At 52.1% G+C, this 14,486-nt stretch carries 9 protein-coding genes and 1 pseudogene; 5 read left to right on the top strand and 5 right to left on the bottom strand.

The window, feature by feature from the left end:
- Positions 1–115 precede the first annotated feature (115 nt).
- On the top strand, positions 116–1,006 hold the full coding sequence (locus KW839_RS20440; protein ID WP_218425324.1) for an ATP-binding protein: 891 nt from the start codon (positions 116–118) through the stop codon (positions 1,004–1,006).
- Positions 1,003–1,485 (top strand): GAF domain-containing protein, encoded by a 483-nt coding sequence (locus KW839_RS20445; protein ID WP_060540956.1) that lies wholly within the window; start codon positions 1,003–1,005, stop codon positions 1,483–1,485. Before KW839_RS20440 ends, KW839_RS20445 begins: the two co-directional genes overlap by 4 nt.
- Here the strand turns inward: KW839_RS20445 and KW839_RS20450 are convergent, their stop codons facing one another.
- The 5 genes and pseudogenes from KW839_RS20450 to KW839_RS20470 form a co-directional block, all read right to left on the bottom strand.
- Positions 1,486–4,428 (bottom strand): HD domain-containing phosphohydrolase, encoded by a 2,943-nt coding sequence (locus KW839_RS20450; RefSeq protein ID WP_218425325.1) that lies wholly within the window; start codon positions 4,426–4,428, stop codon positions 1,486–1,488.
- A 48-nt stretch (positions 4,429–4,476) separates the two neighbouring features.
- The gene (locus tag KW839_RS20455) at positions 4,477–8,118 is read right to left on the bottom strand and encodes a transporter substrate-binding domain-containing protein (RefSeq protein WP_218425326.1); all 3,642 of its coding nucleotides are present in this window, start codon (positions 8,116–8,118) and stop codon (positions 4,477–4,479) included.
- A gap of 8 nt (positions 8,119–8,126) precedes the next feature.
- On the bottom strand, positions 8,127–8,753 hold the full coding sequence (locus KW839_RS20460) for a response regulator transcription factor (RefSeq protein WP_060540959.1): 627 nt from the start codon (positions 8,751–8,753) through the stop codon (positions 8,127–8,129).
- A gap of 232 nt (positions 8,754–8,985) precedes the next feature.
- Positions 8,986–9,378 (bottom strand): response regulator, encoded by a 393-nt coding sequence (locus tag KW839_RS20465; protein WP_060540960.1) that lies wholly within the window; start codon positions 9,376–9,378, stop codon positions 8,986–8,988.
- 178 nt (positions 9,379–9,556) lie between these two features.
- Positions 9,557–10,270, bottom strand: a pseudogene (locus tag KW839_RS20470) (deoxyguanosinetriphosphate triphosphohydrolase); the annotation flags it as partial.
- A 376-nt stretch (positions 10,271–10,646) separates the two neighbouring features.
- Here KW839_RS20470 and KW839_RS20475 point away from each other — a divergent pair.
- From KW839_RS20475 to KW839_RS20485, 3 genes are read left to right on the top strand one after another with little or no spacing between them, the layout of a single operon-like run.
- Positions 10,647–11,891 (top strand): hypothetical protein, encoded by a 1,245-nt coding sequence (locus tag KW839_RS20475; RefSeq protein WP_218425327.1) that lies wholly within the window; start codon positions 10,647–10,649, stop codon positions 11,889–11,891.
- Complete coding sequence (locus tag KW839_RS20480; RefSeq protein WP_218425328.1) at positions 11,888–12,412, top strand: hypothetical protein; 525 nt, start codon at positions 11,888–11,890, stop codon at positions 12,410–12,412. The genes KW839_RS20475 and KW839_RS20480 overlap by 4 nt, the downstream gene beginning before the upstream one ends.
- Complete coding sequence (locus tag KW839_RS20485) at positions 12,400–14,364, top strand: AAA family ATPase (protein ID WP_218425329.1); 1,965 nt, start codon at positions 12,400–12,402, stop codon at positions 14,362–14,364. Before KW839_RS20480 ends, KW839_RS20485 begins: the two co-directional genes overlap by 13 nt.
- Positions 14,365–14,486 lie beyond the last annotated feature (122 nt).

Here is a 14,486-nt window from a genome sequence, read left to right on the forward strand (position 1 = left end):
ATGCAGGGCGACCGAAGTTCTGGAGAGCCTTGTTCAATCAGGTAAGCCGGTCACCGGACGCTGTGCTTCGTCGCTGCATCGCCATCATTACTGTCAACGTGTCCGAGGAGAAGTCGTGGATTCCCGATTGAATGCTTTTCTTGAGCGCGCCGATGCCGTACTGGCCCGAATCGAGCCGTTGCTGCCCGCGCCTCGCCCCGCTATCGACTGGACGCATTGCCTGGCCGCGCGCTGGCAGCGCGAGGCGCGCAGCGGCTTTCTGCTGCCGCTGCAGGTCAGCCTCGACATGCGCCTGAGCGACCTGATTGGCGTCGATCGTCAGGTGGAGCAACTGGGGCGTAATACCCAACAGTTCCTCGATGGCATGCCGGCCAACCATGCACTGCTCTGGGGTTCACGCGGCACCGGCAAATCTTCGCTGATTCGCGCCTTGCTCGCTGAACACGCCCAGGCCGGTCTGCGCCTGATCGAAATTGAACGCGATCACCTGGCGGACCTGCCACGAATCGTTGAGCAGATCGGCAAACTGCCCCAGCGTTTTGTGCTGTTCTGCGACGACCTGTCGTTCGAATCGGGCGAGGGTGATTATCGAGTGCTCAAAAGCGTGCTCGACGGCTCGCTGGAGCAGGCGCCGGACAATGTTTTGCTGTACGCCACCTCCAACCGTCGGCACCTGGTGCCGGAAAAGGAAAGCGATAACGAAAACTGGAAGCGTGTTGATGGCGAACTGCATCCCAGCGAGGCGGTGGAAGACAAGATCGCCCTGTCGGATCGTTTCGGCCTGTGGTTGTCGTTTTATCCCTTCACCCAGGAACACTTCCTCAATGTGGTCGAGCACTGGGTCGGTCAGTTGGCCAGCAAGGCCGGCCTGCCGTGGCAACGCACCGAAGAGCTGGACGTTCTGGCGGTGCGTTGGGCCACTGGGCGGGGCAATCGCAACGGGCGCTGCGCCTATCAATTTGCCCGTTACTGGGTCGGGCTCAAACTGTTGGAGCACAAGGCATGATCGATTTACAAAAGAGCGGCCAGGGCCTCGAAGGCTACGGCATGCTGCACGCACAGCTTGAATCCTTGTTGGCGGACGAGCGTGATTTCATCGCCAACGCCGCGCAGTTCTCGGCGTTCCTGTTCAACCAGCTTGACGACCTGAACTGGGCCGGTTTTTACCTCAATCGCAATGAAGAGCTGGTGCTAGGCCCGTTCCAGGGGCAGATCGCCTGCGTGCGCATTCCGTTCGGTCGCGGGGTATGCGGGACGGCAGCAGCCACCCTGCAGACCCAACGGGTCGAGGATGTGCACGCGTTTCCCGGTCACATCGCCTGTGACAGCGCGTCGAACAGTGAGTTGGTCGTGCCGCTGGTCAAGGACGGCCGACTGATCGGTGTGCTTGACCTCGATAGCCCGAAACTGGCGCGCTTCACCGCCCAAGACCAGGCCGGTATCGAGCAGCTTGCGGCGATTTTCCTGCGTCTGAGCGACTGCTGATCAAGCCAGTCCGGCCTTTGCCAGCAGGCTTGAAGCGTCCACCGCATCAATTTGCTGGGGGTCGAGAAAGCGCTTGGCGTACTGCAAATAAATTTGCGCGTTGATGAACAGTCCGAAGAGTTCAGGATCGATGTGGGCATCACGGCACATGCAGGCCATGATGCCCAGCGCCTCACTCAAGGTCTTGGCCTTCTTGTAGGGGCGATCGGCAGCCGTCAGCGCTTCGAAAATATCGGCTATTGCCATCATTCGCGCCGGCAGGCTCATTTGCTCGCGCCTCAAGCGTTTCGGATAACCGGTGCCGTCCATTTTCTCATGGTGGCCGCCGGCAATTTCCGCGACCGTGCCGAGATGGCCGGGGAAGGGCAGGTGGCTGAGCATCCGAATCGTCTGCACCATGTGGTGATTGATGATGTAGCGCTCCTCGGCCGTCAGGGTGCCGCGCACAACGCTCAGGTTGTACAACTCGCCCCGGTTGTACTTGTAGGCGGGCACGTCGAGTTTGAAGCCCCATGGGTTGTCTTGGGCAATCAGCTCGCTTTGCGCACGCTCGAACAGGTGTTCCGGCTTGTCCGCCAATAGCGGCTCGCTGACGGGCAGAGCCGGGGCGGGTGTTCGTGCCTGTCGCCGGTTTTCTTCCCAGGAAACCCCGAGACGGTCATCCAGGGTGCGGGTCCAGGTACGTTGCGCCAGACTGCGCAAGCGTTGCAGGTCTGCCTCTGCCATGGCTTCACCACCAAGGTTGCAGCGGGCGACGAAGGCAAAATCCTCATCCAGCCCGGCCAGGGTAGCGTTGCGCAGCTCTGTCAGGGGCTTTGCGTCACCGCCCATGGCGACGGCCTGCCAGTAGTCGATCCAGGCATCGCGTTTGAGCACCTCGAAGCGGGTGCGGATTTCGTGGATGCGATCGTTCAGGGTTTCCAGTTTCGTGGCTTTGTCGACCACGTATTCCGGGGTGGTGACTTTGCCGCAATCGTGCAGCCAGGCTGCGATGTGCAGCGCCTCCCATTCATCTTCGCCGGGTTGATAGCTTTTGAAGGCAGGCTCCTGGCTGGCAGCTGCGGCGTGGGCGAGCATCAGGGTCAGTTCCGGGACACGCTGGCAATGGCCACCGGTATAGGGGCTTTTCGCGTCGATCGCGCCGGCAAGCAGTTGAATGAAGGCGTCCAGCAATTGTTTTTGCCTGGCTTGCAGGCGTTGACTTTCAATACTGACAGCGGCCGCGCCGGACACCGCCTGGATGAACGCGATGCGATCGGGCCGCAGTTTTTCCTGATCACTCTGATTGCCGCTGTCGGCGAGCAGCAGTACCAGCAAGCCCACGGTTTCGTTATGCCGGTTGTGCAAGCGGATACCGATCAGATGAACCCGGGGGCAGGCCAGTGCCAGGAGCACGTGTTGCAGGTCTGCCGCCTGATCGAAACCGAGACTGGTGACAATATTGTCGGTTTTCGCCAGTTGCAGCATCCAGGCCGGACTCTGCGGGTCTTCAAGCGCGTGGCCTCGAATGTCGTACGACGACAGCTCCTCGGAACTGTTGTTGAGCACCAGGCCGTGGGGCTCCATGCGATCGCCGTCTCCTTCACGAAGGTAAATCAGGCCGGCCTGGGCCTGGGCGATTTTCGCGGTTTCAAATAACACTCGTTCGAGCAGCGGGGCGAAACGGGTTTCGGCGCTCAGGCTGTCGGTGATCTGGAAGAAGCTTGCCAGGGTGTCCTTCATCCGCGCCATCGACACACTCAGTTGATCGACTTCGAGGACTGGCGAGCGCCGGGAAACCGGGAAGTTGAAGTCGAAACTGCGAATCGCATCCGCTTCCTGCACCAGTGCACGCAGGGGTTTGACCAGGACTCTTGACGTCAACCAACCCAGAGGCAGGCACAACAGCAATGTTGCCAGGGTAATCAGCGCGCCTTGCCAGCGCATGCGGTAGGCGTCGGCGAGCAACTCATCTTCCGGGACCAGCATTGCCAGTTGCAGCCCGTGGGGGCCGCCCTCCTGCAGGCTGCTGCGGGCCACGATCCATTGTCGACCATAGGCGTTGAGCCGATTGCCCGCCACAGGATTCTTGAGCAGCGCGCCGAGACTGGGGCTCAGGTCCGCCGCCTTGATCAGGCGCGCGGTCTTATCGTCGATGATCAGCCGGGAACTGTCGGGGTAGGCGATGGCATTGCCTTGGGCATCGAACAGCACGATTTCGGTACTGGGGGTCACGACGTGCCTGGCCAGGGTTGCACTGAGCTCGGCCAGGGTCAGGTCGGCGCCCATGACGGTGTTTTCGTCGCTGCGTCGGGCCAGTGTGGTACCAATGTTGTGGGTGGAGAAAAAAATGTAGGGTTCGGTGGTGATCTGATCGTTGTCGCTACGGGCGTGGGTAAACCAGGTGCGACTGCGTGGGTCGTAAGTATCGTTGGGGTTGTCCCGATGGCTGACGAGAGTCAGGTCTTGAGCGAAAAACAACGACTGGGAATGGACCATTCCGGCGTTGTCGTGTTCGATGCTCCAGACCTGATAAGCCGCCGTCTGCGGGGCATCGAGCAGCGCTTTGAGGTCCGGGGTGCGTAGGGGGCGTACCATGAAAAAATCGCCGTTGCCGTAACCTACATACAGCGAGGCCAGGTCAGGATTGTCCTTGAGCGACTGGCTGAACGGTGCGAGCAGCGCCAGGCGTTGTTCCAGGTCAGGGGCATGCCCCGCCGGGTTGACGACAAGCAGGCTCAACAGATGACGAATCGGTTCATAGGTGGCTTGCAGGTCCAGGCGAACGTCCTGCTCGATGCGTTCAAACAGCTTTTCACTGCTCGAAAGAATGATTTGCGTGGTTTGCCGATAGTTGAAAATGCCCAGCACTACCCCGGTCAACAGCAGCAGGAAAGTGAACATCACGCTGATATGGACGTGTAGCGGAAAGCGCCGTGCGTCCGGATGCAGTGGGTTGGGCATTGCAGGTTTCTCCAGGCTGGAAACGCACTGCTGAGCGTTCAAGCATAGTTAAGGCTCTGTCATCGTGCTCTCGGCGTTGTACTCAAGCTGTTGCAGCAATGCCTGTTCCAATTCAAGCAACGCGCGCTCCATGGCTGTTATGCATTGAGCCACCTTTTCACCATGGAAATCCCCATGACAGGCTGTTTCGAGCGCCTCGCAGCGCTCGATTACGCCAGATGCCTGGACGATACGGGCTGCGCCCTTGATCTTGTGGGCGAAGTCGAGCAGTGACTGCTTGTCCTCTGGAAACGTTAAAGCCAGCAGCGATTGCAGATCGAGCCGGTTGCTCTTCACCAACTCGCTCAGCAAGCGCCTGTTCAAGGTCGGGTTACCCCCTGTCAGCAGGTGCAAACCATTGAGACTGAATGGTAGAACGCCATGGCCCGGCTCGATGCCATCGACCCTTTGACTCAAGGCGTTCAGGCTGAGGGGCTTGAACAGGCAGTCATCCATCCCGGCCTGCTTGCAGCGTTGTATTTCCTCTGGCTGCGCATTGGCGGTAAAGCCCAGGATGGTGCAGGGCGGGCGCCGGGCTTGCCGTTCGTGCCGGCGTATGGAGCGAGCCAGTTCGTAGCCGTTCATGACCGGCATGTTGCAATCGGCAATGACCAGATCGAACGACTCGGCTTGCCACGCCTCGAACCCTTCCTGACCATTGACGGCAACCTTGCTTCGGTGGCCGAGGAACTCCAGTTGCTGGCACATGAGCAAGCGATTGGCTGAATGATCGTCCACCACCAGGACATTCAGTGCGCTCCGTGCGGTAGAGATTTGTACTTCGGCCGTATTCGGCACAGGTTGTGCCGGCAATGTTTTGAGCTGCAACGAAACCTCGACTTGAGTGCCGACCCCCGGCTGGCTGCTCAATTGCAAGCTGCCCCCCATCATCTCGCACAGGTTGCGGCTGATCACCAGCCCCAGCCCTGCACCACCCCTGGCCGATTGCGCGGCGTTGTCGGCCTGGGCGAATGGTTCGAACAGACGATGCTGATCCCGTTCGCTGATGCCCATGCCACTGTCCCGGACCTGTAGGCGCATTTGCACCTGATCGGGCTCGTCAACGCAGCTCAGATCAACAATGACCCGGACTTCGCCCCGTTCGGTGAATTTGATGGCGTTGCTGACCAGATTGGACAGCACTTGCTTGAAGCGCAACGGGTCAAGCATGACATCGATTACGGGGTAGGCCGGATGGAATTCCAGCAGAAGATCCAGGTTTTTCTGTCGAGCCAGGCCATCGAAAATTCGTACTACCGAGGTGACGAGCTCCCCGGGATTGACGCGCTCCGGGCTCAGGCTCAAGTGTCCGGATTCGATCCGGGCAATATCGAGGATGTCGCCAATCAATCCCAGCAGGTCCTTGGCCGAGCTGTACGCAACATCAATGGCCGGTCGATCCGGGTGCTGAAGATCGATGCGCTTGAGGGTCAATTCGAGCATGCCGATAATCGCGTTCATCGGCGTACGGATTTCATGGCTCATGGTGGCCAGAAAGGTACTCTTGGCACGATTGGCTTCATCGGCACGTTCCTTCGCGCAACGCAGGTCATCGAGCAATTGCCGCCGCTCACTGATGTCGATCCAGCCACCGATAATGCCGCGCACTTCGCCGCTGGAGTCCCGATAGGGAAGAATCCAGTGATAGATCGTCAAGCGCCTGCCATCGATGTGCAGCTCACGGTCGATAATCAGCGGGGTGCCGTTGGCAACAACACGCTGGTAATCGGCCTGAAATTCCCGGGCTTCGAACACATTGCTCATGGCGCCCTGCATGACGCTTTTGCCGATGACGTCCTCGCGTCTGGCGCTAAACGCTTGCAGGTAACTGTCATTGCAACTTTGCAGCAGGCCCTGGCGGTCGCGTACGTAGATTGGATGTGGCGTACCGTTGACCAGCGATCGCATGAACTCGAATTGATCGTTCAATGCGCGCTCGGCGGCCTTGCGCTGTTTGATCTGGCGGCGCATGTAATCGTTCCAGGCCACGGAAAGCAGCAGTAGCACCCCGGCACCGATGACGATCTGATAAAACAACCGATGATAATTTCGCCAGGTGCTGTGGGCGGTCGCTGAATAGCCACGCCAGCGGCTGTTGATGATGCCCAGCTCCTCCGGTGCGATGCTCAGCAAAGCCTTGTCGAGAATGGCGTTCAGGTCCCCGGCTTGCCGGGCTGTCGCCAGGGAGAACGCGGCCTGTTCGGTGCCGATGGTGGTGCTGATCTGCAGTGTGTGTTCGAAGAGCTGCGAGGAAATGAAGTAGTTGGCGATTATCAGGGAGTTCACCGCGCCTTCTGCCTTGCCTTCGGCGAGCATCTCTACTGCGCTGAAACTGTCCGGGGTTTCGATCAGCTTGATGTGGGGGAATTCGCTGCGCAGGTAATCGAGCAGCGGGTTACCTCGGGCTATCGCCAGGCGCTTGCCTTGCAGCTGGGAAAGATTGCTCGGGCTATCCTTTGCTTTTCGGGTCAACAGGACGTAGGAATTTTCCAGAAAGGGGCGAGTAAAATTCAATGTCGCCTGACGTTGTGCACTGGGCAGCAGGGCGGCGATCACGTCGGCCTGGCCGCCCTTGACCTGTTCGATCATCTCATCGTCGTTGCGGCTGCGCCGGATGTCGAAGCGCAGACCGGTGCGTAGCCTGATCAGCTCAAGCAGGTCTGCGGTGACCCCGCGAAAATTACCCTCACTGTCGAAAAAGGTCAGCGGGGCAAAGGCTTCATTGACCACCACGCGCACGACTGGATGTTGCGCCAGCCACTGCTCTTCGCGGTCGGTAAGCTGCAGTTTCTGATCCGTAAGCAGAATATCGCTGCCTGCACTCCAGCGCTTTGCAATGTTTTCTCGTTCAGTCGAGGGGATGGCCATGAGCATCCTGTTGATGATGCCGAGCAGCTCGGGGTTGTTTCTGGTCACGGCGAAGCTGAAGCCATGGGCTTCATGTTTGCCGAAATTGGCCATGCGAATGTTGTTCAGGTACCCCTTGTTGATCATGTAGTGCGTCGAAATGGTGTCGCCCAGGAACACATCCGCCTGATCGAAAGCGACGGCACTGATAGCGTTCTGGTACGACGGATAGGAGGTGATGATCGCCTGGGGGTACATCGCCTTGACTTCCGACAGCGGCAAGTAGTGATAAAGCATGCTCAGGCGTAAACCTGCCAGTCCGTCGGTCAGGGATCTGGTTTCGCCCTCCCGCGTCACCAGTACCGGTTGATCGACGGCGTAGGGTATGGAGAGCGCGAGGTCGGCATTACCGGCTTCGAAGCCATTGGCAGTACCGAGTAAATCGACTTCGCCGCTTGCAAGAGCGGAGATCGCAGCCCCCCGGGACTCGAAGCGCCTGACCTTTATTGGCAGGCCGGTAACGGTGCCCAGGATGCCGGCGTAATCGGCAGTGAACCCTTCGTAGTCATGACCGCTGGTGGTCAGGTCAAAAGGCGGATAATCCTGAGCCGAGGTGCCAAGTACCAGTTCGCGTTTGTCGTTGAGCCATAACCGTTGTGCTTCGCTGAACTGGACTTGCAGATGTCCGGCGTTTGAGCGGCTGAGCAACGTGTAGTTTTCACTGGTTTGCGCTGCGAGCAGTGAAGTGCTCAGGCACAAACCTGCGGTCATCCTTATCAGATTATCCTTCAAGCGACTGGGCATCCGGCTTCTCACACGAGTGCGTTGCGTTTTGCCATTTCGATCAGCTCAACCAGTGATTGGGCTTTGAGTTTCTGCATGAGTCGCTTTTTATAGGTGCTGACGGTCTTGTTGCTGAGAAACATGCCTTTGGCAATTTCCTTGTTGGAGCGTCCTTGCGCAAAAAGTTGCAATACCATTAGTTCCCGATCGTTTACCGACTTGAATAATTCAAGTTCGGCGCAACGCGCCTCATCACCCCGGGCCGGATTCAACGCTTCACTCGGGAAATAGTTGTATCCTGATAATACCGCTTTAATAGCGCTGACCAGTTCGCTGAGTTCTTCCTGTTTGCATACATATCCCGACGCACCTGATTGCATGCAACGAATACCGAACAGGGTCGGACATTGGGCTGTCAATACGAGAGTTCTCAAAGGTGTGTTCATGGCGTTTAAACGGGACAGCACTTCCAGTCCGTCGAGTTTGGGAATGCTGATGTCGAGAATCACCAGGTCAGGCATGCATTCTCTAATCATTTGCATGGCGTCGACACCATTGTCGGTCTCGCCTACGACTTTGTAGTTTTCGTGTTCCAGTAACATTCGAACGGCCAGGCGGATGACAGGATGATCGTCGACAATAAAAACGGAGTTCATATTCAAATCCCATGCGAGCTCAAATAAAGCGCGCACCATAGCTCAGATGGTTGGCAGGACGTATGAACTGGCGAGCCCGTGGCGGCAATATAGGAAAAGTCCTACGCGTGAAAAAGAATGGACCTACGTATCAAATAGATTTTTAAGAAATAATTTGTGCTTTTGGTTGTTTATTCAAAGTTTTCATTTGCAAGTTGTGTTGTGTTTTTTTTCGGATTTTAATGCGTTGTTTTTATACAGGCGTCATGGCCAGCAGACTTCTGAACTCCGCTTGTTCCAGGGGTTTCATCAGATAGCCCAGCAATGGCAGTTGATGTTCGATGGCTGTTCTTTTGAGTCCGTCCAATTCAGCGCTCGTCAGACTACTCAACAAGATGGCCTGTCTGATCATTCCTTGCTGGCTGGCGTATCGGACCAGGTCGAGTCCGGACAGCCCGGGCAGGCATTGGTCGCATAAAAGAATATCGAAGGGTTGTGCCGCCCTGGACATTTGTTGCATCGCCGAATGGGCGCTGTCGGTGGATGTCAGTTGGGTGAAGCCATAACTTTCCAGAAGATATCCAGTGACTCTGAGCTGGAATGGATGGTCTTCCACCAGCAAGATACGCAGATCGTTTTCGGTCATGAGAACTCACTTCATCTGGCGAACAGAGGGAGGGTGATTGTTTCGTGTGAGAAGCGCACGGGCGATCAGTTCGCTCTACAGGGTATGTAGGACGATTCGGCAAACCTTGAGTGCATTTGGTTTTGAGGAAGGAGATCAGCCAGATCTGACGGCGAAATGGCTGATCAGTCGACACTCGTCAGTGACTTGAGCGGCCGGTCATTTCCAGCGCCATGTCACTGGCGTAGCTGTCGGTCATGCCGGCGATGAAATCGATCATGCGCAGGAACGATGTGTGCAACGAGCCGTGGGGATCGGGCGCATTGTTGCCCAGCAGATCGAGGACGCGGCGGCTTTTGAACGAAGGCGTGCGACCGTTGTGTTGTTCCAGCGCGGCTCCGCAGAACGCGTTGAGGAGGATTTCCAGGGTGGTGTAGGCGCCTATTTCGTGCAGGGTCTTGCGCTTGTCCTGGAAGATTTTTTTACGAGCCATGTCCTTGGCATTGAGCACACAACGCTTGGCGGGGCCGTGCATGTGCTCTACCAGATCGCCGGGCAACGTACCGGCCAGCAGCGCCTGTTGTTGCTCGACGAAGGCGCGGGCCGCGGCATTGGTCAGGTGTTCAATGGCCTTGCCACGCAGGATCGCCAGCTTTCGACGGCGTGAATCGTTGGGGCCGAGCTGGCGATAGGTTTCCGGCAGATCGTCACCGACCAGGTTGAGCAGCAGGGACTCGACTTCAGCGTATTCCAGCAGCTCCATTTCCAGGCCATCTTCGAGGTCGATCAGCGCGTAGCAGATGTCATCGGCGGCTTCCATCAGGTACACCAGTGGATGACGCGCCCAGCGTTGATCCTCCAGCTGCGGCAGACCGAGCTTGTGGGCGATCTGCTCCAGCAGCGGCAGCCCGCTACGTTCAATTTGGCAACCAAATTAATAAGCTGCTATGCAATTGATTTATCAGGAATAAATTATATTTTTTGCTTGATTTACAGACTCTCGCACCGTCGGGATGGGCAGCGTTAGCGGCACGCAACCCCTCTAGCTATGAGCAGAACGGAATCGTGAGGTAACGAGGTTTTTTGATGGAGATAGACAAGGGCTGGAGCATCAAGGGCAATTTGGATGGGTGTGCTCGGAAGGTTGAGGGATCGTCTGCCCAACGTCTTCAATTTACATGCCTTACGTCAGGAAAGGGTCGTGCGGATACAGGCATATGGACATCACAACCACCCTCGGTTAGGGTTCTGCCTACCGCTTGAACCTCAGTAACGGATTACACGTCGCTATGACGCAAATTATAAATCGTGATGCAGCCGATAAGACGAAAGGTTTTCGATTACAGAAGCTTCGTGCGGCAAGGCTACTGCTTGAAGCGTCGAGCGAAAACTCGCATGTGAATTTTTATTATGCTGCCATTGAGGTTGAAGAAGATGTAACAATAATAAAAACTACAGATTTCACCACTGAGCAGATAATTGAAGAAGACAAAAATTTTGATCCTGAAAGTAACTTCACCATTTTCTCAAATGCAGTGATCAATACGCTTGTAAGTTTTTTCGATATTTACATAGGTAAGTGGCAAAAAAGTTACTCAACCTTGTTTACGTTTAATTTTTACACAACAACAAATTTCGGAAAGGAGAGAAAAGATAAGCTTTCCGATGGAACCAAAATAGCACTCCCCAAGAAACCAATTCTTGAAACGCTCCAAAATAAGTCCGAAATTACCGACGAGGCAGCAAGTCTTATCAAATCCATATTGGTTGACGAATATAAAGATCAATATGACAAAATAGAAGGTAATGGGCACCTAAAAGCACTGGAAGACATGCCTTTAGGTGACTTTAAAAGTTTCTTAAATAAGATAACTTGGCTTTCAGGGCAAGAAGACGAGTCGGCTCTTCAAGAGATAGCTGAAAAGCTAATAAAAGAAAGTAATTATTATCAAATTAGCATGAGCGGGAAAGAGCAATTAATCCTTGCAAAGTTATTAGATAAGATCGATGAGAAGCAGCATTTCAAAGACTATGCCGAAAGGTTCATAAATTCTGCTGAGGTGCACCTCATCTTTAAGATGGCTGAATCTGAAATAAATGAATCGTTGCTTGATCCAATTTGGAAAGACCTTCAAGAACTGTCCTTGAAGATAAGTGATAAACGAAATCTTGAAGAGAAAATATTAGATGTTTGTCCAGCTTATCCAAAGTCGAGAATTGCGACGCTAGCAAGGAAAGCTTGTAACTCCAAGACCGAAGAGGATGCAAGCAATAAAAGTTTCTTGTCATTGAAATACAGAGTTTTTGAGGCGTGTGATGATTACTTTTTTGACCATCAAAAACTAGAGAAAGACGTTGACCAAAAATGTATTGATATGACAATAAAGATACTGCAAGAGAAAGCCGTTAGCTCTGTTGAAGAATTGAAGAAAGACTATACCTACTCCGTATCTAACAGGGAAACCATAAATAGCATAGTTCTCAATCTGATAGACTCATGTCTTGTAAGTCTTGACGAGGAGAAATCGAAATGAACGAGGCTGCTAAAAAGAATTTAATGTTCATCTCTTCGGACGATTTCTACCTTATAACTTACTCAATTATTATTATTCTTGACTGCCTTGGATGTACCAAAGGGAGAGAGTTTAAGGATTATAGGAAGCTATCTTTTATAATTGAGCTAATAAATAACAAAAGAAACATACTGATACTGGAGGCTATACCTCTAGAAAAGCTACATAAAAACGATAAAGATTTTTTGTTTCAGAGTTACACTAATGGTCTAGCAAAAAGAAGTGAAATTTTAAAAATCCTTTTCACTCTTGAAAAAAGAGGTTATGTAAGCTTGCAGCAAGGAAGCATAGAAACCTTAGTTAACATAACCTTAAATATAGACAAGCTTCCAAAAGATTTTTTATCAAAAAAAGTATTCGGTACAGAGTACCAAAACTGTCAAAAATTCAAAGCAATAATCCAGAGAAGCACTGCACTTACTCTTGACACTTTTCTCAGCAAAATATATAGGGATAGAGGTGTAAAAATATGGGAAATTTAAGAATCCAAAAGATAGTTTACCAAGGTGCCAACTATCATTTTGAGTCCCCCATATTCGACGAGAACCTTATTCTTATAGAAGGTGATAATGGCACAGGTAAAAGCACCTTTTGTAACCTGATTTACTATGGCCTCGGCGGCAGAGTGAATGAATTCAGCCGCAAAGAGAAAAAAGAACAGCACAAAGAAATAACGAACGATAAAGATAATCGGGTTGAACTTTACATAAAAATAAATGATGAAAGCTTCAAGCTCACAAGATTCATAGAAGACAATGACATAACTATATCTTCAACATTAGAAGCAAGTGACATTCAGACAAAGTCCCTAGCACTCATACATAATGGCGATGTTGCTCCAATTATATTGCAAGTATTCCGCTCGCAAGAGTCTGAATATATATTTTCGGATTGGATTTTATCGAAGCTAAAAATATCTGTTGTAGAGCTATATCAGGGGCATCGAAATTTTAAAATAAACTTCAATGACCTAATGCGTCTTATATATCATGACCAGCAACCAGACCCGAGAGGCGTCTACAAAAAGCTGGACACTCAGAACAACTTCATGAACGACTCAGAGCTTTTGAGGAAAGCTATTTTTGAACTTTTGGTCGGTAAAACATACTCGGATTATTATGACTCTCTTTCCAGATCTAAGGCTCTGGAGAAGGAAAAAATCATCGCGGCAGGACTTCTAAAAGAATACTCACGAATCATAGAGGAGTTGTCAGGAAGCTCAGAGCCGCTAAATATTACGTTCCTACAGAAAAACCTGCAGGAAAAAGAAAATCAGTTAGAAAAACTGCATGACTCACGAAATCAATTCAAAAGCAGTAGAGACACAAAAAAGTCAACCGTAGACTTTGCACTAATCGACCTAAAAAATAAAATAACTGAAAAGCAGCTCACACTAAGCGAGTTAAATCAAACGTTAATTTCAACGATTGGAGAAAGACACAAGCTGAACTCCATAAAAGAGAGCACTCTTAGAGAGATTTCACAAATATCCAAAATAATTCATTCTCACGATCAGCTCAATTTATTTTCAGCAGACACTTGCCCATATTGCTTGGGTAAAGTTGAGCGTATAGCCGGACATTGTGTGTGTGGATCTGAAATCAGAGAAGAACAGTACCAGCGTTTTTTTTATACATCCAAAGAATACAAAGATATTTACAAGTCCAAGATAAAAACTACTCATACTATTGAGATAGCAATAACTGACTGCGAGCAAGAGCTGAGTGCTATCCAAAAAGCCATCATGCATATTGAGGCTGAACTTCCTGAGTTAATGCGAAAAATAGAAGAGCGTGTTGATAATCTCGACACGCCAATAGACCTTGATACGATAAATGATATTGATGACGAGATTTTAAATACTCGTCAGGACATAGAGACGATACGCCAACAAATGGAGGCGGAGAGTAAGAATGTTCGTCTGACAAACGATTACGAAAGGAAAAGAAGCGACCATGAAACAGCAAAATTATTGACAGACCAGCTTGAGGCCAACGCTAAGATAGACATACAAGATAAAGTCGGTAAGCTGAGTGCGATATATAATAAGTTAATGACCGACTCGCTTCCTGACTGTAATGTCGCACGAATCAGTATAGAGGATTACTTGCCAATAGTTGGTGGCGGTGAATATAGGGAGGCTAGTTCGGCCGTATCAAAAAGACTGATGTATTATCTAGCACTTATGAACTTATCTCTTTCAGAGGAAAACGTCCCTTTCCCAAGATTCCTAATTATAGATACGCCAGAAACATCAGGAATTGAGCTAGATAATCTTAAACGCTGCTTGGAAAAAATTGGAGAGCTTGAGCACTATGGAAAACCCTACCAAGTAATACTCACTACGGGTCTAAAAAAGTATCCTGACAGCTTCCTAAAATACAGAAAAATATACCTGCCGGACAAACAGCATCGATTGCTTATTAAGAATTAGTTATGGGGCAGGGGTGTGCTCTGCCTTTGAAAGCGGCCTTTTGGGTTTATTAAAACACACATCACTGAACCTTTAAGCGACGCATGCTGACATTTGGGGTTTTAGGCTAGGACTTTCAATAG

The sequence above is a fragment of the Pseudomonas sp. PDM31 genome, from assembly GCF_019218965.1.
Lineage (GTDB): Bacteria > Pseudomonadota > Gammaproteobacteria > Pseudomonadales > Pseudomonadaceae > Aquipseudomonas.